This window comes from Caballeronia hypogeia, assembly GCF_001544875.2.
Lineage (GTDB): Bacteria > Pseudomonadota > Gammaproteobacteria > Burkholderiales > Burkholderiaceae > Caballeronia > Caballeronia hypogeia.
Window position 1 is genome coordinate 182,707 of the sequence record NZ_FCOA02000010.1, and the last position, 21,247, is coordinate 203,953.

Annotated in this window: 18 protein-coding genes; 6 read left to right on the plus strand and 12 right to left on the minus strand. The window is 63.5% G+C overall.

The annotated features are described in order from the left end of the window. Nucleotides 1–71: 71 nt before the first annotated feature. Both AWB79_RS17380 and AWB79_RS17385 read left to right on the plus strand, forming a co-directional pair. Entirely contained in the window at nucleotides 72–698 is a 627-nt protein-coding gene (locus AWB79_RS17380; protein WP_061168651.1) for a DUF47 domain-containing protein, read from the plus strand. 41 nt (nucleotides 699–739) lie between these two features. Next, a complete protein-coding gene (locus tag AWB79_RS17385) occupies nucleotides 740–1,750 on the plus strand; it encodes an inorganic phosphate transporter (protein ID WP_061168652.1) in 1,011 nt (336 codons plus the stop codon). Nucleotides 1,751–1,795: 45 nt separating this feature from the next. On the opposite strand, the gene AWB79_RS17390 is transcribed toward AWB79_RS17385, so the two are convergent. The 12 genes from AWB79_RS17390 to AWB79_RS17445 all read right to left on the minus strand — a co-directional run bounded on the left by AWB79_RS17390 (nucleotide 1,796) and on the right by AWB79_RS17445 (nucleotide 14,811). Then, the gene (locus AWB79_RS17390) at nucleotides 1,796–2,602 is read right to left on the minus strand and encodes an SDR family oxidoreductase (protein ID WP_061168653.1); all 807 of its coding nucleotides are present in this window, start codon (nucleotides 2,600–2,602) and stop codon (nucleotides 1,796–1,798) included. A 58-nt stretch (nucleotides 2,603–2,660) separates the two neighbouring features. After that, entirely contained in the window at nucleotides 2,661–3,701 is a 1,041-nt protein-coding gene (locus AWB79_RS17395; RefSeq protein ID WP_061168654.1) for a C40 family peptidase, read from the minus strand. A 205-nt stretch (nucleotides 3,702–3,906) separates the two neighbouring features. Next, nucleotides 3,907–5,763 (minus strand): PhoH family protein, encoded by a 1,857-nt coding sequence (locus AWB79_RS17400; RefSeq protein WP_061168655.1) that lies wholly within the window; start codon nucleotides 5,761–5,763, stop codon nucleotides 3,907–3,909. Between the two features lie 398 nt (nucleotides 5,764–6,161). Beyond that, a complete protein-coding gene (locus tag AWB79_RS17405) occupies nucleotides 6,162–6,623 on the minus strand; it encodes a peroxiredoxin (RefSeq protein WP_061168656.1) in 462 nt (153 codons plus the stop codon). Between the two features lie 71 nt (nucleotides 6,624–6,694). Beyond that, complete coding sequence (locus AWB79_RS17410) at nucleotides 6,695–7,591, minus strand: polysaccharide deacetylase family protein (protein WP_061168657.1); 897 nt, start codon at nucleotides 7,589–7,591, stop codon at nucleotides 6,695–6,697. A gap of 10 nt (nucleotides 7,592–7,601) precedes the next feature. After that, the gene (locus AWB79_RS17415) at nucleotides 7,602–8,648 is read right to left on the minus strand and encodes a bifunctional UDP-4-keto-pentose/UDP-xylose synthase (protein ID WP_061168658.1); all 1,047 of its coding nucleotides are present in this window, start codon (nucleotides 8,646–8,648) and stop codon (nucleotides 7,602–7,604) included. After that, nucleotides 8,645–9,640: a formyltransferase gene (locus AWB79_RS17420; protein WP_061168659.1), complete on the minus strand. Its 996-nt coding sequence runs from the start codon at nucleotides 9,638–9,640 to the stop codon at nucleotides 8,645–8,647. Before AWB79_RS17420 ends, AWB79_RS17415 begins: the two co-directional genes overlap by 4 nt. After that, nucleotides 9,637–10,674 (minus strand): glycosyltransferase, encoded by a 1,038-nt coding sequence (locus tag AWB79_RS17425; RefSeq protein ID WP_061168660.1) that lies wholly within the window; start codon nucleotides 10,672–10,674, stop codon nucleotides 9,637–9,639. The genes AWB79_RS17420 and AWB79_RS17425 overlap by 4 nt, the downstream gene beginning before the upstream one ends. A 20-nt stretch (nucleotides 10,675–10,694) precedes the next feature. Then, a complete protein-coding gene (locus AWB79_RS17430) occupies nucleotides 10,695–11,852 on the minus strand; it encodes a DegT/DnrJ/EryC1/StrS family aminotransferase (protein ID WP_061168661.1) in 1,158 nt (385 codons plus the stop codon). Between the two features lie 77 nt (nucleotides 11,853–11,929). Next, nucleotides 11,930–12,301 carry a DMT family transporter gene (locus AWB79_RS17435; RefSeq protein WP_061168662.1) on the minus strand — a complete coding sequence of 124 codons (372 nt, stop codon included), beginning with the start codon at nucleotides 12,299–12,301 and terminating at the stop codon, nucleotides 11,930–11,932. A gap of 99 nt (nucleotides 12,302–12,400) precedes the next feature. Then, nucleotides 12,401–14,074 (minus strand): glycosyltransferase family 39 protein, encoded by a 1,674-nt coding sequence (locus AWB79_RS17440; RefSeq protein WP_061168663.1) that lies wholly within the window; start codon nucleotides 14,072–14,074, stop codon nucleotides 12,401–12,403. 362 nt (nucleotides 14,075–14,436) lie between these two features. Continuing rightward, complete coding sequence (locus AWB79_RS17445; protein WP_061168664.1) at nucleotides 14,437–14,811, minus strand: Mth938-like domain-containing protein; 375 nt, start codon at nucleotides 14,809–14,811, stop codon at nucleotides 14,437–14,439. Between the two features lie 447 nt (nucleotides 14,812–15,258). Here AWB79_RS17445 and AWB79_RS17450 point away from each other — a divergent pair, with 447 nt between their 5' ends. The 4 genes from AWB79_RS17450 to AWB79_RS17465 all read left to right on the plus strand — a co-directional run bounded on the left by AWB79_RS17450 (nucleotide 15,259) and on the right by AWB79_RS17465 (nucleotide 21,091). Beyond that, a complete protein-coding gene (locus AWB79_RS17450) occupies nucleotides 15,259–16,506 on the plus strand; it encodes a pyridoxal phosphate-dependent aminotransferase (RefSeq protein ID WP_061168665.1) in 1,248 nt (415 codons plus the stop codon). Nucleotides 16,507–16,530: 24 nt separating this feature from the next. Beyond that, complete coding sequence (locus AWB79_RS17455; RefSeq protein ID WP_061168666.1) at nucleotides 16,531–17,853, plus strand: homoserine dehydrogenase; 1,323 nt, start codon at nucleotides 16,531–16,533, stop codon at nucleotides 17,851–17,853. 13 nt (nucleotides 17,854–17,866) lie between these two features. Continuing rightward, nucleotides 17,867–19,312, plus strand: coding sequence for a threonine synthase (gene thrC, locus AWB79_RS17460; RefSeq protein WP_061168667.1), 1,446 nt, complete (start codon nucleotides 17,867–17,869; stop codon nucleotides 19,310–19,312). 186 nt (nucleotides 19,313–19,498) lie between these two features. Next, the gene (locus tag AWB79_RS17465) at nucleotides 19,499–21,091 is read left to right on the plus strand and encodes an ABC-F family ATPase (protein WP_061168668.1); all 1,593 of its coding nucleotides are present in this window, start codon (nucleotides 19,499–19,501) and stop codon (nucleotides 21,089–21,091) included. Nucleotides 21,092–21,247 lie beyond the last annotated feature (156 nt).

Sequence of the window (21,247 nt, forward strand, 5' to 3'; positions counted from 1 at the left end):
CGTCGGGTGGTGCACGCAGGTACAATATGTCAGATTGATGTCTGTTCAAAAACCCATTTTTCGGGATTTTCATGTTCGGTCGTTTTATGCCCACCGAGGGCAAATTTTTTGAGATTTTCAACGCGCACGCGAAGTGCATGGTCGATGCCAGCCGCGAGCTCGAATTGCTGATCGATAACCTCGAGGACGCCGAGGTGCACAAGCAGAACGTCCAGGCGAACGAAAAGCGCGCCGACAAGCTCACGCATGAAACCATCGACCTGCTGCACAAGACCTTCATCACGCCGCTCGACCGCGACGAGATCCATAAGCTCATCACCACGATGGACGACATCCTCGATCTGATGGAGGACGTTGCCACGGCCATCTCGCTGTACGACGTGCGCGCGGTGACCTCTGAGGCGAGCCAGCTTGCGCATATCTGCACGGCAACGGCGTTGCGGGTTCAGCAGGCGGTCGAACTGCTCGCGGACATGAAGCGCGCGAGCGAGATCCTCAAGATTTGCGAGGAAATCGACCGTCTCGAATCGGACGCCGACCGCGTGCTGCGCGCCGCGATGTCGAAGCTCTTCCGCGAGGAAGACGATGTGAAGACGCTCATCAAGCTGAAGGCGATCTACGAGCTGCTCGAGACGATCACCGACAAGTGCGAGGACGTCGCGAACATCATCGAAGGCATTGTGCTGGAAAACGCCTGATCGGCGCCGCATTCCAGAACCGGTCACAACAACACCCACTGATGCATTCGATTCAACTCGCCATCTGGGCGGTCGCGCTGCTCGTCATAGTCGCACTCGCGTTCGACTTCATGAACGGCTTCCACGACGCCGCCAACTCCATCGCGACGGTCGTCTCGACCGGCGTGCTCAAGCCGCAGCAGGCGGTCGCGTTCGCGGCGGCGTTCAACGTCATCGCGTATTTCATCTTTCACCTGAAGGTCGCCGCCACCGTCGGCAAGGGAACGATCGATCCCGAGATCGTCGATCACTACGTCATCTTCGGCGCGCTCGTGGGCGCGATCGGCTGGAACATCGTCACGTGGATCTACGGCATTCCGTCGAGCTCGTCGCACGCACTGATCGGTGGACTGGTCGGCGCGGCGCTCGCCAAGTCGGGATGGGGGGCGCTCAACTGGGACGGGCTGCTCAAGACCGTCGCGTTCATCTTCATCTCGCCGGTGCTGGGATTCGTGCTCGGTTCGTTCTTCATGCTGCTGGTGTCGTGGCTGTATTTCCGCACGCCGCCTTCGAAGGTCGACCGGCGTTTCCGCCGCATGCAGCTCGTCTCGGCGGGCCTGTATTCGCTCGGGCACGGCGGCAATGACGCGCAGAAGACGATCGGCATCATCTGGATGCTTTTGATCGCGACCGGCTACGCGTCCGTCACCGCCGACGCGCCGCCCATTTGGGTCATCGGCCTGTGCTATCTGTCGATGGGTCTGGGCACGCTCTTCGGCGGCTGGCGTATCGTGCGCACGATGGGTCAGAAGATCACCAAGCTCAAGCCGGTCGGCGGTTTCTGCGCGGAGACGGGCGGGGCGATCACGCTGTTCGTCGCGTCGTTCCTGGGCATTCCCGTTTCCACGACGCATACGATCACCGGCGCGATCGTCGGCGTCGGCGCGACACAGAAGTTCAGCGCGGTGCGCTGGGGCGTCGCAGGCAATATCGTGTGGGCGTGGATTCTGACGATTCCCGCTTCCGCCGCGCTCGCGGCGGCGGGATGGTGGGTCGGCCACCGCTTCCTGTAAGCCTTTCCCTGCCTTCGGCCTGGCGTGATGCGGGGCCGAAGCGCATCAGATGATCGGTGACGAGACTCCGTCCATCGGAATGATCGCGCCCGATACGTAACTCGCGCGCCGGCTCGCCAGAAAGAGCGCGACGTCGGCGATTTCCTCCGGTTTCGCATAGCGCCCGAGCGGCACTTTCGACTGCGTGTCGGCGAGCACCTGATCGCGCGTGACGCCTTGCCGCTTAGCTTCCAGTTCGAGCGCTTCCTCGACGCGCTCGGTAAGCGTCGCGCCCGGATTGATTGCGTTGATGCGGATGCCGAGCTTCGCGTAATGATGCGCGAGTCCGACCGTGTTCAACATCAGCGCCGCATTCGCCGCACCGCCCGCGATATGGATGTCGGTGGCGATCTTTCCGCCCATCCCGACGATATTCACGATCGCGCCCGGCTCGACGGTCGGATCGTTGCGCACGCGCTCGGCCATGCGTTTGAGCACCACTTGCTGCGGATAGACGTAGGAGAAGTATTTGGCGTCCATCGCGGCCTTGTAGGCGGCGGCGTCGAGTGCGTCGGGATCGTAGCGTTTCGCGGCCCCGGCGCTGTTGATCAGAATGTCGATGGGCCCGAGCGCGGCGCTCGCTTCTTCGACCACATCTTCCGCGCTATGCGCCTCGTGCAGGTCGGCGCGCGCGAGATGCACGTGATGCCCGCCGCTGGCGAGTTGCTCGCGGGCGCGGGCGAGATTCGCGGCATCGCGCGAGACGATCGCGACTTTCGCGCCTTCGCTCGCGAACGCTCTTGCACACGCAAATCCGATTCCCTTGCTGCCGCCCGTTATAAGGACGACCTTGCCCGCGAGTCCCAGGTCCATGGCGTTGCGCTCCGTCGACGATTGATCGGAACACGATAGCAGAGACGCGCGGCGCGCGTCAGTTGCTGCCGTTGGCGAAGCGGGCGATGGGATCGTCGCTGGGGGCGGGATGCGGAGCGGCGAGCGAGCCGGTGGACGCGCGCATGACGTGCACCGGTGGATCCTGCGCGGTGCGCGCTTGCTGGCGCGCCGCATTCGATGTCGACGGTGGCGGTTCGAAGGCATCGGCTGCGGCGCGGATCGGATCCGGCGATGCGTTGATCGTGGCGATGGAAGGCGCGGTGGCGCCCGCGGCCTGCGCCTGACGCTGCGCCGCGCTCAGGGAAGGCGGCGGCGGCTCGAAGGCGTCGGCGTCGGCGGTTGGGTTGGCGGGCGCTGGCGCCGTGGCACCCGCGCTTTGTGCCTGGCGCTGCGCGGCGGTGAGTGAAGAAGGGGGCGGCTCAAACGCATCGGCGCTGGTTGGCGCGGTCTGCCGCGCGTAGGCCGGCGCGGGCGATGGCACCGGTGCTGGCGCGGGCGACGCCACGTACGTCGGCGCATCGAACGGCGTGGGCGCGGACTTCGGCGCGGCGACGCGGCGAATGCCGTCGAAGCGCTTCGCCCAGTACGGGTTCGTCAGATAGTCGAGCCGTACGGTGCCGCCCGTCGATGGCGCATTCACGAAGCGCAATTTGCCGACATAGATGCCGACGTGCGAATGCGGCCGTCCGGTCGTATTGAAGAAGATCAGATCGCCCGGCGCGATGCCGTCCGGTTCGACCGATTCGCCGCGCGAACTCATCTCCGCGGTCGTGCGCGGCAGATTCACGGACGCTGCGCGATCGACCACGTAACGCACGAGCCCGCTGCAATCGAAACCGGCCTCTGGCGTGTTGCCGCCCCAGCGATACGGCACGCCGACGAGCGACATCGCCTGAATGGAGATTTCCTCGCGCCCGACGCTGTGATCCACGAAAGTCGGGAAACCGGGTGGCGGCTTGTAGGTGCGGCTGGCGTTGGTGCTGGCGCTGACGGCCGGCTTGCGCGTTGCCTGCTGCGGCGCGGATCCGCACGCGGCGAGAAGGGCAGTGACGAGAAGCGGCAACCAGATTCGACGCATGTGACACGGGCGAGCGAAATCTCGCCGACCAAGGGGAAGAGGGGGCAGTCTGCCGATACTAGCCCGTCGAACGGGCGTGCGGCAAGAGAACTTTACGTAACGCTTGAAGAATCGGTCGTAAGTGTTGTCGATGAGAAACGTCTGAATAAAAAGAAGCGGCCCGGCGGATTGCTCCGCCGGGCCGCTGTCATCTCAAAAACGAGACTTACAGAATCTCGGACGCGTAGTCGGCGAGACGCGAACGCTCACCGCGCGCGAGCGTCACGTGGCCGCTGTGCGTCCAGCCCTTGAAGCGATCGACCACGTACGTGAGCCCCGAGCTGCCTTCGGTCAGATAAGGCGTGTCGATCTGCGCGATATTGCCCAGACACACGATCTTCGTGCCCGGACCCGCGCGCGTGACGAGCGTCTTCATCTGCTTGGGCGTCAGGTTTTGCGCCTCGTCGATGATCACGTACTTGTCGACGAATGTCCGGCCCCGCATGAAGTTCATGCTCTTCACCTTCAGACGCGAGCGGATCAGCTCCTGCGTCGCGGCGCGGCCCCACTCGCCGGCGGCATCGTCGGTCTTTTGCAGAACCTCGAGGTTGTCGTCGAATGCGCCCATCCACGGCTGCATCTTCTCTTCCTCGGTGCCTGGCAGAAAGCCTATATCCTCGCCGACCGGAACCGTCGCACGCGTCACGATGATCTCGTTGTAGCGCTTGTCGTCGAGCACTTGCGCGAGACCCGCGGCGAGCGCCATCAGCGTCTTGCCGGTGCCGGCCTGGCCGAGCAGGGTGATGAAGTCGACTTCCGGGTTCATCAACAGGTTGAGCGCGAAGTTCTGCTCGCGGTTGCGCGCCGTGATGCCCCACACGTTGTTCTTGTGGTGCCCGTAGTCGCGCAAGGTCTGCAACAACGCGGTTTTGCCGTTGAGCTCACGCACGACCGCATGGAACGACGGCTCGCCGTTCTGCGGCTCGAGGTAGACGAACTCGTTCACGAGCATCGAGGGACACAGCGGCCCGGTCACGCGGTAATACGTGGTGCCGGTTTTCGTGTCCTGCCAGCTTTCCATGCCCTTCGCGTGCTTGGTCCAGAAGTCCTGCGGCAGCGCGCGCACGCCGGAGTAGAGCAGGTCCTTGTCTTCGAGAACCTGATCGTTGAAGTAATCCTCGGCGGGCAGACCCAGCGCATGCGCCTTGATGCGCATGTTGATGTCTTTCGACACCAGCACGACCTGGCGATCCGGCCGCTCCTTCTGCAACGCGCGCACAACGCCGAGAATCTGGTTGTCGGCCTTGCCCACGGGCAGGCCCTGAACCGGCTCGATATCCGTGAGCGTGGTCTGGAAGTAGAGGCGGCCTTGCGCATCGCGGTTGCCTTGGGACGACAGCAGAATGCCTTCCGTCATCTTGCCCGCGTTCGCCACCAGCGCGTCGAGCGTGCGGCTCACCTGACGCGCATTGCGCGCCACTTCCGACATGCCCTTCTTGTGATTGTCGAGTTCTTCCAGCGTCATCATCGGCAGATAGACGTCGTGCTCCTCGAAACGGAAGAGCGAACTCGGGTCGTGCATCAGCACGTTGGTGTCGAGCACGAAAAGCTTGCGCAATTCGGTTTCGGCTGTCGCGCTCTTGCGACGCTTGTTCTGCGCGCGCGCGTCCCTCGCAGCGGATGGCGCGGCGGCCGGCGTTGCGGGCGTGTCGGCGCGCTGCGTGCGCGCTTCGACTTCGGCCGGTTTCTCGCGGGCGGGGGGCGCCGGCTGCAGCAGCGCCGCGGTCTGCTTCGATTTACGGCCGCGTGTCGGCACGCTGCCCGGCGCGGGCGGCGGGACGACCGCTTCGACATGTGCTTCGGCGGGAATCTGGGTCAATACTTCGCTCGCGATCGCGCGCAGCGTGTGCGCGGCGTTCGCTGCGGCGGGACGCTCCGCGGCGACGGTTTCGACCGCGCCATAGGCGTCGTCGTCGCTGGTCGCGGCTTGCTTTTTCGACTGCTTCGAAGGCCGGGCTTTGGCCTTGTATTCTTCAGCCGGAAGGAGATGGCCGAGCTTGGCCGGGGCGGTAGGCAAAGGCATGGTGTTCCCTCGAAAGGAATCGGGTTCGTGTATCGTGCGCCGCCTGTCGCATCCTGCTCGTACGCCCTCGAAGCGATACGGATCCCGCAGTTTGCGCTCGGTGGCGCGCTTCGTTGTCGAAATCGCCGGTTCGCCTAGGTTTCGATCTGCTCCTTGGAGTTTGCATGACTGCAGGTCGCGCGCGAGCCGATCAAGCCGGGCCTTTGTGCGACGCCAAACAAAAAAGCCGCCGTTCCGACTACCGGAACCAGCGGCTCACTTTTCTCGGAGCGCCTGCGCCTTGCCGGCTCCACATAGCCCGGATCCCTGCCGACCGCGCCGGCAGGCGTACGGCGGCTCGCGCTACATGGAAGGGAATGGGGTGGACAGGCGCTCATTGCGGTCCAATATAACGTGCCTCAAATCGCTTGTACAGCCTCGACGATCGCCTCTACGTGGCCTGGCACCTTGACGCCACGGAACTCCCGGCGAAGCACGCCTTTGGCGTCGATCAGGAAGGTCGAGCGCTCCACGCCGCGCACTTCCTTGCCATACATTTTCTTCATTTTGATGACATCGAACAGCGAGCAGATGGCTTCGTCGCTGTCCGACACGAGCGTGTACGGCAACTCCAGCTTGGCCTTGAAGTTGTCGTGCGATTTCACGCTGTCACGCGAGATGCCGACCACTTCCGCGCCGACCGCCTTGAACTGGTCGTAGTGGTCGCGAAACCCAAGGCTTTCGGTGGTGCAACCCGGCGTGTTGTCCTTCGGGTAGAAGAAGAGCACGACCTTCGTGCCGCGCAGGCTCGAAAGTGTGAACTCGCCACCCGTCGCGGGTGCGGTGAAGTCGGGAACGGACTGGTCGACTGCGACTGACACGAAGGTTTCTCCGGTTGTTTTTGGATTGTCTGTGAGAAAAACGACGAGACTGCAAGCGGTCACGCGCCGCTTCAGCCCGGCTGGATGATCAGTTCGCCCGCGCGGCCCGGAATCTCGCCCCAGGTCACAGGGTACGTGGGCAGCGTCGCGCGGTCCAGCGCCGCATGGTAGTCGCCCATCGTGGCGAAGCTGTGTCCCTGCGCGCGCCAGCCCGCGAGCAACCGCTCGAAAATCGGCGCGAGCTTCTGGCCTTCGAGTTCGGCGTGCAGCGTGAACACCTGATCGTGCGGATTGTGCTCCGTGCGCTTGAGCAGATGCGCCGCGACGTTGCTTTCATCGACGCCATCCACGCCCAGCACCTCGTCGAGCGTGGGGAGGGTGGTGGGCATCTGCACGTGATTGAGCGTGCGACCGTCGAGCACGGGAATATACGGCGTATGCCCGCGCCCGTCGGATGCATAACGCATGCCCCACGCGTCGATCTGCTCGAACGCGTAGCCGTTCATCTGCCAGCCGGCCGCGCCGTGCGTGACGGGCGGCGCGCCGAAGATCTCGATGAAGCGCGCATGGCTCTGCCGCATCTGCGCGACGGTCCAGTCACGGTCGCGCGCGCGCACGTTGTCCTGCCAGTACACGTGATCCCACGTGTGGATGCCGCATTCGAAGCCGGCCTCGTGGATCGCGCGCATTTCGGACACGGCTTCGCGGCCGATATCCGGCCCCGGCAGCAGTACGCCGTACATCAGCGTCTTGACGCCGTAATGCTCGACCACCGAGGTGCGCGACACCTTCTTCAGAAACCCCGGCCGGAACACGCGCCTGAGCGCCCAGCCGGTGTGATCGGGTCCGAGACTGAAGAGGAACGTCGCGCGGGCGCTGTACTTGTCGAGCAGGCGGCCGAGATTGGGCACGCCTTCGCGCGTGCCGCGCAGCGTATCGACGTCGATCTTGAGAACGATGCGGGCCACGCGCGTGCCCTTACGATTGCTCGACCAGCTTGCGGGCTTCGCCCACGTGCCCGCGATAGGCTTCGAAAATCTTGCGCAGCGCGTCGTCCATGGTGGCCTGCGGATTCCAGGCGAGCTCCTGCATCGTGTTGTCGATCTTCGGCACGCGATTCTGCACGTCCTGATAGCCCGTGCCGTAGTACGCGCCCGACGAGGTCTCGACGAGCTGCACCTTCTTCGCGCTGTCCGAGTACTCGGGGAATTCGCTCGCCAGTTTGAGCATCATGTTGGCGAGCTCGCGCACCGAGAAGTTGTTCTTCGGATTGCCGATGTTATAGATCTTGCCCGTCGCCACGCCGCCCTTGTTCTCGATGATCTTCATCAGCGCGCCGATGCCGTCGTCGATATCCGTGAACGCGCGCTTCTGCGCGCCGCCGTCGACGAGACTGATGTTCTCGCCGCGCACGATATGCCCGAGGAACTGCGTCACGACGCGCGACGAACCTTCCTTCGGCGTGTAGATGGAGTCGAGGCCCGGCCCGATCCAGTTGAACGGGCGGAACAGCGTGAAGTTGAGGCCTTCCATCCCGTAGCCCCAGATCACGCGGTCCATCAACTGCTTGGAACACGCGTAGATCCAGCGCGGCTTGTTGATGGGGCCATAGGAGAGCATCGACTCTTCCGGGTCGAATTGCTCGTCGGAGCACATGCCGTACACCTCGGAAGTGGACGGAAACACCAGATGCTTGCCGTACTTCACGGCCGAACGCACGATCGGCAGATTCGCCTCGAAGTCGAGCTCGAACACGCGCAGCGGCTGCTTCACATAGGTCGCGGGCGTGGCGATGGCGACCAGCGGCAGGATCACGTCGCACTTCTTCACGTGATACTCGACCCACTCCTTGTTGATCGTGATGTCGCCTTCGAAGAAATGCATCCGCTCGTGATTCGCGAGGTCGCCCAGGCGATCGGTTTGCATGTCCATCCCGAAGACTTCCCAGTCGGTCGTTTCGAGGATGCGCTTGGACAGGTGGTGGCCGATGAAGCCGTTGACGCCCAGGATCAGAACTTTTTTCATGAATGACGAGAGGATTGAATGATTCGGCCGAATTCGGCGGGATCGACGGCGCGCTCTTCACCCACGGGTTGCGCGTCGGCGCCGGAACCTGCGAGCGGCCGATGACGCAATTCGTGGATGGCGATGACGCGGCCATCGCCGCAGACGCCAAACAGCGCATTATCCGCCACCGTGAGGCCCGGGCGCAAACCCCGCAGCTCACCGAGTCTTTCGGGCGGAGCGCCCGGCGCGCCGGTTTCCGGCACGAGCCGCGCGCGCGCGAGGATGAAGCGCTCGCTTCCGATATCCGTGAACGCGCCCGGATACGGCGGCGCGACCGCGCGGATCAGGTTGTAGACGCGCTGGGCCGGCTGCGACCAGTCGATGCGGCCGTCCTCGGGCTTGCGCCCGCCGTAGTAGCTGCCCGAGGCGAGATCGTTCGGCAGATGCGGCGCCTCGCCCGCGAGCAGCGCGGGCAGGACGCGCCAGAGCGTCTGCTCGGCGGCGACCACGGTTTTATCGAAGACTTGCGCGGCAGTGTCGTCGGGGAGAATGGGCACGGGCGTCTGCGCAAGGATCGCGCCGGCGTCGGGCTTCTCCGCCATTTCGTGCAGCGTCGCGCCGGATTCGGTCTCGCCGTTGAGCACCGCCCAGTTGGTCGGCACGCGGCCGCGATACTTCGGCAGCAGCGAGCCGTGCATGTTGTACGCGCCGCGCCGCGCGAGCGAGAGCAGCGACACCGGCAGCATGTGCCGGTAATAGAACGAGAAGATGAACTCGGGCGCGATCTTCTCGATTCTGTCGAAGAGTTCGGGCGACTTCGGATCGGCGGGCGTGACGGTCTCGATGCCATGTTCCGCCGCGACGTGCGCCACGCTGCCGAACCAGATGTTTTCGCTGGCGCTGTCCTCGTGCGTGACGACCAGCGCGACATCGACGCCGCGCGCGAGCAGCACCTGCAGGCAGCGCACGCCGACGTTGTGATAGGCGAAGACGACGGCGCGCGGTTTCATCGGCCGTCTTCCTCGCGGGTGACGGCGACGACCTGCTGCACGGTGTCCTGCAGCGGCTTGGTCGCGACCGACAGGCCGTCGCGCTGTTCGAGGATCGTCTGGACGAGATAACGCGGACGCGCGCGCACCTGCTGATAGATGCGGCCGATGTACTCGCCGAGCAGTCCGAGCGCGAAGATGATCACGCCGAGCATGAAGAACGTGATGGCGAAGAGGGTGAACACACCCTGAACTTCCGCGCCGAACATGAAGCGGCGAATCAACAGCAGCAGGAACAGGCCCGCCGAGCCGACCGACAAAATCACGCCGATGAACGACAGCCATTGCAGCGGCACCACCGAGAAGCCGGTGACGAGATCGAAGTTCAGGCGAATGAGGCTATAGAGCGAATACTTCGATTCCCCCGCGAAGCGCTCTTCGTGCGCGACATCGACTTCGATGGGGTTCTGCGCGAAGGTGTACGCGAGCGCCGGAATGAAGGTGTTGATCTCGCCGCAGCGATTGATCGTGTCGATGATATGGCGGCTGTACGCACGCAGCATGCAGCCCTGATCCGTCATCTTGATCTTCGTGATGCGCTCGCGCAGGCGGTTCATCGCGCGCGACGCCTTCTTGCGCCACAGGCTGTCCTGACGCTGCTGACGGATCGTGCCGACGTAGTCGTAGCCCTCGCGCATCTTCTGGACGAGCTTGCCGATCTCCTCAGGCGGATTCTGCAGGTCGGCGTCGAGCGTGACGACAATATCGCCGCGCGACTGCTCGAAGCCCGCGAGGATCGCCATGTGCTGGCCGTAATTGCCGTTCAGCAAAATTACGCGCGTGGTGTCCGGGCGCACGTGGAACTGCTGCGCGAGCAGCGCGGCCGATTTGTCGCGGCTGCCGTCGTTGATGAAGATTACTTCATACGAGGTGTCGAGCGCATCGAGCGCCGGATAGAGGCGCTGAAACAGCGCGGCGAGGCCGGCCTCCTCGTTGTACACCGGGATGATCACCGAAAGCTCGGGGGAGGTCGCCGGAAAATCCATATGACTCATTGTGCGCTGATCGTCCTTGGTTACCCTTGGGTGCCGAATTGTTCGCAGATCTCGTCGATCGACTTGACGACGTACTCGACATCGTCCGAGCTCATGCCGGTGAAGAGCGGCAGCGTCACGTTCGACGCACCGAACCGCTCCGAATGCGGGAACATGCCTTCCTTGAAGCCGCGCTCGCGATACAGCGTGAACAGATGGAGCGCCGGATAGTGCACGCCGCTGCCGATATTGCGCTCCTTCAACTGCCCCATGAACTCCGCGCGCGAAAGCTTGAGACGCTCGAGCGGCAATGCGATCTGGAACATGTGCCAGTTGTGGTCCGTGAAGTTCTTCGGCGGCAGGCCCATGCCGAGCTTTTCCGCGGCGCCGCCTTCGAACGCGTCGAAATAGCGGCGCGCGAGTTCGCGGCGGTGCGCCGTGATGCTGTCGGTCTTGCGCAGCGATCCCAGCCCCACGCGCGCGGCGACGTCCGTCAGGTTGTACTTGCCGCCGAGCACATCGCAATCCATGCCGTCGAAACCGGTGCGCGTGATGCCCTGCAGGCGATATTTGCGCGCGAGTTCGGCTTCGTCCTCGTTGTTCATCACGAGCGCGCCGCCTTCGATCGACGTGATGTTCTTGTTCGCGTGAAAGCTGAACGAGACCAGATCGCCGAACGCGCCGATGCGCTTGCCGTTCCAGCTCGAGCCGAACGCCTGCGCGGCGTCCTCGATCACGCGCAGCTTGCGGGCGCGCGCGATTTCGTAGAGCCGGTCCATGTCGACCGGCAGGCCGCCGAGATAAACCGGCATGATGGCCTTCGTTTTAGACGTGATTGCCCGTTCCAGCAAGTCCAGATCCATGTTGCGCGTGGCCGGATCGATGTCGACGAACACCGGCGTCGCGCCTACTTCGAGAATCACGTTGGCTGTGGAGACCCAGGTCATGGGCGTGGTGATGACTTCGTCGCCCGCGCCGACGCCCGCGATCCGCAAGCCGATTTCCATCGTGCAGGTGCCGGAATTGAACGCGCGCACCGGACGGCCGCCGCAGTACGCCGACAACTCGGCTTCGAACTGCTGATTCTGCGGACCGGTCGTGATCCAGCCCGAACGCAGCACGTCGACCACGCCCTGAATGGTTTCTTCGTCGATTTCGGGCTTCACGAACGGCAGGAACGGCCGCGATGTTTGAGTCATGGACTAGGCGCTTAAAAAAGTGAGTCGATCCGGTTGCACATCGGCTTGCCTGTGCCCGGGCGATCCGGTTGGACGATTCAGCCGCGCGCGAGCACGACCACGCCGATCAGAATGATGCCGATGCCGATGAGCCGCTGCATCGAGAGCACTTCGCCGAACAGATACCAGGCCGCGAACGCGTTGACGATGTAGCCGAGCGAGAGCATCGGATAGGCGATCGATACATCCACCCGCGACAGCCCGACGATCCAGACGACCACGCTCAGCACATAGCAGCCGAGCCCGCCGATGATGGGCAATTGCGTCGCGATCTTGAACCCGACCGGCACGATATTGGCGGGCGTGAATTCGAAGTGGCCCACCGCGTTCACGCCGGCTTTGAGCAGAAGCTGGGCGCACGCATTCAACGATACGCCGATGACGATGCAAATAAAGGAAATCAGGTTCATCGCGCGTTTTTCAATGGCGGATCAAGGATACCCGGTTCTTCGGGAAATGCCGAACGATCGTGCAGTGCAACACAGGAGGCGTCCGGCGTCGGAAGTGCGTCACGGCTGCGGCTTTTCCACAATCACGCGACGTTCGTCGCGCGCGATGACCTGCATCGGCACATGGCGCGCCAGGAGTTCGTCGTAGCGGTAGGGCGGCATGAGCGCGAGCGCATAGCGTTCCGAGTCCCAGAGTTTGACCCACTGATCGATGCTCGGCACCCATTTTTGCGGCTCGGTCTGCACGCCGAAGGTCAGCTCGTCGGCTTCCTGGACCATGATCATCGTGTGGCCGAGGTAGAAGGGCATCGTGTGATCGAGCTTGGCGATCGAGTAGAACGGCGTGTCGGGCGGCAGTTTCGCCATCGCGGCCTTGACGGCCGGCACGAGCTTCACGCCCGAGCTCTGCGTGCCGAAGACGTCGTGGCCCGTCCCCGCGATCGTGCCGAGCAGCAGCCACGCCGCGCCGAGGCCCGCGGCGCCCGCCAGCACGCCGCGCCGGTTCAGCCCGATCGCGATCAGCGTCACGACGAACGCCACCGCGATACCGGCCCAGACCCACACCTGGAACGCGCGGTAGAGCGCGTTCGGCGTGGTCGCGCTGCCCGCGCGGCCGATGAAGATTGCGCCGAGCGCCGCCGCGATCAGGAACACCGCGTAGCCGATCAGGTGCTTGCGGTACTGCGACTTCGTAAGCGACGGCAAATACAGCCCCATCACCAGCGCAATGGCGGGCGCGACCGGCAGCACGTAAGACACGAGCTTCGAGTGCGACGCGCTGAAAAACAGGAAAATGAACGCTGTCCAGATCAGCAGGAGCGTGACCGGCGCGAAGCCGTTGGGCTGGCGCGGCGTCTTGAAACCGTGGCGCACGCTCTGAAAGGCGATCGACAGCCATGGCAGAAAGCCCACGATCAGCACCGGCACGAAGTAATAGAACGCGCCGGGGCGGTTCTGCTCGGGCGTCAGATAGCGCTTGAACTGCTGGACGATGAAGAAGAAATCGAAGAACTCGGGGTTTTTCATCTGCACGAGCGCAAACCACGGACCGGTCACGATCAGGAACACGATGAGCCCGCTGCCGATATAGAGCCGCTTCCACAGGGCCCAGTCGCGCGAAATCAGCGAGTAGAGCACGAGCACCGCGCCCGGCAGGATCAGGCCGACCAGACCCTTCGAGAGCACTGCAGCGCCCATCCCGGCCCAGCAGAGCCACATCCACAGGCGCACTTCGCGCGTCGCAAGGCCCGGACGCTGGGCGAGCAGGAGCGCGCAGAGCGTCAGTTGCATCCAGAACGCCAGACCCATGTCGAGCGTGTTGAAATGGCCCATCAGGTTCCAGTACGGGCAGGTCGCGAGGATGACAGCCGCGGCGAAGCCGGTCATCGCGTTGAATACGCGCGAGCCGGTGTAGCCGACCAGCAGCACGCCCACGAAGCCCGTGAGCGCCGTGTAAAGCCGCGCCTGCCATTCGCCGATGCCGAACCACGCGAACGTGAGCGCGTTCGCCCAGGTCTGCAGCGGCGGCTTTTCGAAGTATTTGTAGCCGTTGTAGCGCGGCGTGATCCAGTCTCCGGTCACGAACATTTCGCGCGCCATTTCGGCGTAGCGGCCTTCGTCGCTCGGCACCAGATGGCGCAGCCCGAGCGGCGCGAACCAGATGACCGCGAGCGCGAGAACGAGAAGAATGAGTGAAAGACGTGTGAGCGGTAGCCGCGAAGGCGTATCGTTCATGAAATCGACCTGTCCGATGCCGCGATGCGCGGCGCTAGTGAAACGAAATGGGCGGTGAATGGGCAGCGCCGAAATACGGGGCGCATGCTCACGGTCATGCTCAGGCACGTATTTTCGGCGCAAGTTCGCGCATGCCCGCTCTAAGCGGCGATATTCATCGCCGCCGACGGCCTGCGGCGGCGCGATCCCTCGACCGTTCCGGCGCAGGCCCGCCGTGCGCGCCGCGCCAGATAACGCTGAGCGCCGGGCGGGAGTGTAGCGCACGCGGCCCAGCGGTTCGTGAAATTGATACGCGGCAGGCGTCGGACTGCACCGAAATCGAACGGGCGGGCGGAGTCTCGCAGCGCTGCCTTAGCGTTTCCTTAGCCTTCGATCAGGAGCGCGGCGGCGACACGTCGCCCTTCGGACATCAGGATGTTGTAGGTGCGGCAGGCCGCGCCGAAATCCATCGTTTCAATGCCGATGCGATGTTTCGCGAGCTGCGCCGTGAGACGCGGATGCGGAAAGCGCAGGCGCGCGCCGCTGCCGAAAATGACGACTTCCGGCGCCGCTTCGACCAGTGCGTCGAAATGCTCGGGCGCGAGCGCCTCGAACGACGACACCGGCCATGGCACGACGGGCGACTCGGGCATGATGATCACGCTGCCTTCGTGCCTTTCGAGATTGACCGCCACGAAACCATCTCCGTAGCTCGTAATGGTGTTGAGCGCGCTGTTGGATTCCTGGTGAAGTTTCAAAACAGTGGTCCGGCAAGGGAAAGAGGAGCGACCCGGTGTCCGCGAAATCGGCCTGAAACCGGCTTCGGCCAGCATTTTCACCACGGTTTGCGCGTCGTTCGGCGCGTTCCCGCGTGTTCCTTTGGTGCATTGCGGAACTGAGTCATAATCAGTAAATTATAACTTTTCGGCTGCCGGGCTCGCTCGTGCGCCATCCGTTGCGCTCGCGTGCCGCCACAAGCCGCCTCCGACACGCAATCCGGTCCGCAACGCCCACGCTCTACCTGGCGCGGCGTCTACAATGCATCGTTCGGCGCTCGGGAACGGGCGAACCGCCCCGGCGAACCGCTTTCAGGCTTCCCTCCGGGCTTCAAGCGCCTGGCCGCCCACTGCGCGCGGGACCGGCTGCCCGAACACCGTAAATACCGAGCCGCACCCGATCGATCTCAAAAACCACACAGACTCAGAGTGCCAGCCGTGAAACCGATTCTAAAATCCAACAAGCTGCAAAACGTCTGCTACGACATTCGCGGGCCCGTGCTCGAACACGCGAAGCGTCTCGAGGAAGAAGGCCATCGCATCATCAAGTTGAATATCGGCAATCTGGCGCCGTTCGGTTTCGAGGCCCCGGACGAGATCATTCAGGACATGATCCGCAATCTGCCGGGTTCGTCGGGGTATTCGGATTCGAAGGGTGTGTTCGCCGCGCGCAAGGCGATCATGCACTACACGCAGCAAAAGGGCGTCACGGGCGTCGAACTCGACGATATCTATATTGGCAACGGCGCGTCGGAACTCATCGTCATGGCGATGCAGGCGCTCCTGAACGACGGCGACGAAGTGCTCCTGCCCGCGCCGGACTATCCGCTCTGGACGGCCGCGGTGAGCCTGTCCGCCGGCACGCCGCGCCATTATCTGTGTGACGAGAGCAACGGCTGGATGCCCGATCTCGACGACATCCGCGCGAAGATCACGCCGAACACGAAGGCGCTCGTCGTCATCAACCCGAACAACCCGACCGGTGCGCTGTACTCGGACGAACTGCTGCGCGATCTGATCGCAATCGCGCGCGAGCACGGCCTGATCATTTTCGCGGACGAGGTCTACGACAAGATCATCTACGACGGCAAGACGCACACGTCGATGGGGGCGCTGTCCGAAGACGTCATCACGGTCACCTTCAACAGCCTCTCCAAGAGCTACCGTTCGTGCGGTTATCGCGCGGGCTGGATGGCCATTTCGGGCCTGATCGAGGAAAACCGCCGCCGCGCGAAGGATTATCTGGAAGGCCTGGGCATTCTCGCCTCGATGCGGCTGTGCCCGAACGTGCCCGGCCAGTACGCGATCCAGACGGCGCTGGGCGGCTATCAGAGCATCAACGACCTGATCGTGCCGGGCGGGCGCCTGTTCAAGCAGCGCGAGCTCGCGTACGACATGCTGACGGCCATTCCGGGCGTCTCCTGTGTGAAGCCGCAGGCCGCGCTGTACATGTTTCCGAAGCTCGATCCGAAGATGTACCCGATCCAGGACGACCAGCAGTTCATTACGGACCTGCTGCTCGAGGAGCGGGTGCTGCTGGTGCAGGGCACGGGCTTCAACTGGCCGACGCCGGATCATTTCCGCGTGGTCTTCCTGCCGAACGTCGACGATCTCGCGGATTCGATCAACCGCATCGCGCGTTTCCTCGACGGCTATCGCAAACGACATTCCGTTTAATTTCTCTTTTAAGACTCGCGCTGCATGGAACCGATCAAAGTAGGACTCTTGGGCTTCGGCACGGTCGGCAGCGGCACCTTCACGGTGCTGCGCCGTAACCAGGAAGAAATCAAACGTCGCGCGGGCCGCGGCATCGAAATCGCGCGCGTCGCGGTGCGCACGCCGGCGAAGGCTCAGGCCGCCGCCGCCGAAGGCATCGCGGTGACGGACGACTTTGGCGCGGTCGTCGATGACCCGTCGATTTCCATCGTGTGCGAAATGATCGGCGGCACGGGCGTCGCGCGCGAACTCGTGCTGCGCGCGATCGCGAACGGCAAGCATGTCGTGACGGCCAACAAGGCGCTGCTCGCGGTGCACGGCACGGAGATTTTCGAAGCCGCGCGCGCCAAGGGCGTGATGGTCGCGTTCGAAGCGGCGGTGGCGGGCGGCATTCCGATCATCAAGGCACTGCGCGAGGGGCTGACGGCGAACCGCATCGAGTACATCGCCGGCATCATCAACGGCACGACGAACTACATTCTTTCGGAAATGCGCGACCGCGGGCTCGACTTCGCGACCGCGCTGAAGGCCGCGCAGGAGCTGGGCTACGCCGAAGCCGATCCGACCTTCGACATCGAAGGCGTCGACGCCGCGCACAAGGTCACGATCATGAGCGCGATCGCGTTCGGCGTGCCGGTGCAGTTCGAGCGCGCGTATGTGGAAGGCATCAGCAAGCTGGCGGCCATCGACATCAAATACGCCGGGGATCTCGGTTATCGCATCAAGCTGCTCGGCATCGCGCGCCGCTCGGACAAGGGCATCGAGCTGCGCACGCATCCGACGCTGATTCCGGCCAAGCGTCTGCTCGCGAACGTGGAAGGCGCGATGAACGCGGTCGTCGTGCACGGCGATGCGGTCGGCACGACGCTGTACTACGGCAAGGGTGCCGGCGCGGAGCCGACCGCTTCCGCCGTGGTCGCCGATCTCGTCGACGTGACGCGCCTGCATACGGCCGATCCGGAGCATCGCGTGCCGCATCTGGCGTTCCAGCCGGACAGCCTCTCCAACACGCCGATCCTGCCGATCGACGAAGTGACGAGCGGCTATTACCTGCGCCTGCGCGTCGCCGACGTGACGGGCGTGCTGGCGAACATCACGCGCATTCTGGCGGACAAGGCCATTTCCATCGACGCCTTGCTGCAGAAGGAGTCGGAGGAAGTGGACGGCGCGAACAAGGGCGAGACGGACATCATCCTCATCACGCACGAGACGCTTGAGAAGAACGTGAATGCGGCGATCGTGGAGATCGAGGCGTTGTCGACGGTCGTCTCGAAGGTGACGAAGCTGCGCATGGAAGCGCTGAACTGATCAGGTACGTGACATGAATTACATCTCGACGCGCGGCGCCGGCACCAACGAGCGCCACACGTTTTCCGACATCCTGCTGGGCGGCCTCGCGAAGGACGGCGGGCTGTATCTGCCGAACGAGTATCCGCAAGTCGGCGCCGACGAACTCGCGCGCTGGCGCACGCAGTCGTACGCGGATCTGGCGTTCGAAGTGCTGTCGAAATTCAGCGACGACATTCCCGCCGACGACCTGCGCTCGCTCACGCGCAAGACCTACACCGCGCAGGTGTACAGCAACGTGCGCCATGAAGAGAGCGCGGTGCAGATCACGCCGCTCAAGACGCTCGGCGAGGAGAACGGCACGACGATCTCGCTGCTGGAACTCTCGAACGGCCCGACGCTCGCCTTCAAGGACATGGCGATGCAACTGCTCGGCAACCTGTTCGAGTACGCGCTGGCCAAGCACGGCGAGACGCTGAACATTCTCGGCGCGACCTCGGGCGACACCGGCAGCGCCGCCGAATACGCGATGCGCGGCAAGACCGGCGTGCGCGTGTTCATGCTCTCGCCGCACAAGAAGATGAGCGCGTTCCAGACGGCGCAGATGTTCTCGCTTCAGGACCCGAACATCTTCAACCTGGCCGTCGAAGGCAATTTCGACAACTGCCAGGACATCGTGAAGGCTGTGTCGAACGATCACGCCTACAAGGCGAAGCACAAGATCGGCACGGTGAATTCGATCAACTGGGCGCGTGTGGTCGCGCAAGTCGTGTACTACTTCAAGGGCTATTTCGCCGCGACGAAGAGCAACGACGAGCGCGTGTCGTTCACGGTGCCGTCGGGCAACTTCGGCAATGTGTGTGCGGGACATATCGCGCGCATGATGGGTTTGCCGATCGATCAGCTCGTCGTCGCGACGAACGAGAACGACGTGCTCGACGAGTTCTTCAAGACTGGCGTGTATCGCGTGCGCGGCGCGGCGGAGACGTATCACACGACCAGCCCGAGCATGGATATCTCGAAGGCGTCGAACTTCGAGCGTTTCGTGTACGACCTGCTCGGGCGCGATCCGGCGCGCGTGCTGCAACTGTTCCGCGACGTGGAAGAGAAGGGCGGCTTCGATCTCGCGGCGAGCGGCGATTTCGCGCGCGTCAAGCAGTTTGGCTTCGTCTCGGGCAAGAGCGGCCACGACGACCGCGTGAAGACGATTCGCGACGTGTTCGAGCGCTATCACACGATGATCGACACCCACACGGCCGACGGCGTGAAGGTCGCGCGCGAGAATCTGAAGCCCGGGGTGCCGATGATCGTTCTCGAAACCGCGCAGCCGATCAAGTTCGGCGAGACGATCCGCGAGGCGCTCAATCGTGAGCCGGAGCGTCCGGCGGCGTTCGCGGGACTTGAAAAACTGCCACAAAGGTTCGATATCGTGCCTGCGGATGCAGGCGTGGTGAAGGCGTTCATTGCCGAGCGCACCTGACATAAAGGGGCGCATCCGCCTCGTGCGGACTGTTTGCGAAGACGCACGGGGCGCGGCCACATGGGCCGCGCCCTTTTTTCTTCGGCAGGCGTGAGAGGCGGGCGCAGCGCCCGAATCGCATTAAAGCCCGCCAAAAGCTGTTAAAATCTTAGGTTTTTCGTCGTACCCCAATCAAAAGGACGCGCCGTGCTGTCTACCGCCAATATCACCATGCAATTCGGGCCCAAGCCCCTCTTCGAGAACATCTCGGTCAAGTTCGGCGAAGGAAACCGCTATGGCTTGATCGGCGCCAACGGCTGCGGCAAGTCGACGTTCATGAAGATCCTCGGCGGCGATCTGGAGCCGTCCGCGGGCAACGTGATGCTCGAGCCGAACGTCCGTCTCGGCAAGCTGCGTCAGGACCAGTTCGCATATGAAGATATGCGCGTGCTCGACGTCGTCATGATGGGCCACACCGAAATGTGGGCCGCGATGACCGAGCGCGACGCGATCTACGCGAACCCCGACGCCACCGACGACGACTACATGCGCGCGGCCGATCTCGAAGCCAAGTTCGCCGAATACGACGGCTACACGGCCGAAGCGCGCGCGGGCGAGCTGCTGCTCGGCATCGGCATCGACATCAACGATCACAACGGCCCGATGAGCAACGTGGCGCCCGGCTGGAAGCTGCGCGTGCTGCTCGCGCAGGCGCTGTTCTCGAAGCCCGACGTGCTCTTGCTCGACGAGCCGACCAACAACCTCGACATCAACTCGATCCGCTGGCTGGAAGACGTGCTCAACCAGTACAACTCGACGATGATCATCATCTCGCACGATCGGCACTTCCTGAACCAGGTCTGCACGCACATGGCGGACATGGACTACGGCACGCTCAAGGTCTGGCCGGGCAACTACGACGACTATATGCTCGCGTCCACGCAGGCGCGCGAGCGTCAGCAGGCCGCGAACCAGAAGGCGAAGGAGCGCGTCGCCGACCTGCAGGACTTCGTGCGCCGCTTCTCGGCGAACAAGTCGAAGGCGCGCCAGGCCACCAGCCGTCTCAAGATGATCGACAAGATCAAGATCGAGGAATTCAAGCCGTCGTCGCGTCAGAACCCGTTCATCCGCTTCGAGTACGAGAAGAAGCTGCACAACATCGCGGTGGTCGCGGAGGACATCACGAAGAAGTACGACCGCACGATCTTCCAGAACTTCAGCATCAGCGTGCAGCCGGGCGAGCGCATCGCGATCATCGGCGAGAACGGCGCGGGCAAGACCACGCTGCTCAAGTCGCTCAAGGGCGCGCTGGACCTCGATCACGGCACGGTGAAGTGGGCGGAGAACGCGAACGTCGGCTACATGCCGCAAGACACGTACGAAGAGTTTCCGAAGGAAGAGACGCTGACCGAGTGGATCGACCAGTACCGTAAAGAAGGCGACGACGAGCAGATGATGCGCGGCACGCTCGGCCGTCTGCTGTTCAACGCGGACGACATCAAGAAGAACGTGAAGGTGCTGTCGGGCGGTGAGAAGGGCCGCATGATCTGGGGCAAGCTGATGCTCGGCCGCCACAACGTGCTGCTGATGGACGAGCCGACCAACCACATGGACATGGAGTCGATCGAGTCGCTGCAGATCGCGCTGGAGAAGTTCGAAGGCACGCTGATCTTCGTTTCGCACGACCGCGAGTTCGTGAGCGGTCTGGCGGATCGCATCATCGAAGTGAAGACCAATGGTACGCTGCGCGATTTCGGCGGCAACTACGAGGATTTTCTGTCGAGCCAGGGCATTCAGTAAGTTCAGCGCCGTCAGCCGCAGAATCGAAAAAAGCCGCACACGCGGCTTTTTTTTCGTCTGTATGCGCCGGTTTTGTTGTGTCAGGAAACCGGCAACCCCGCATCAGCAGCCCATCCCGGGTTTCGCCATGGCGGAGGCGGATGACATCATTTCCGG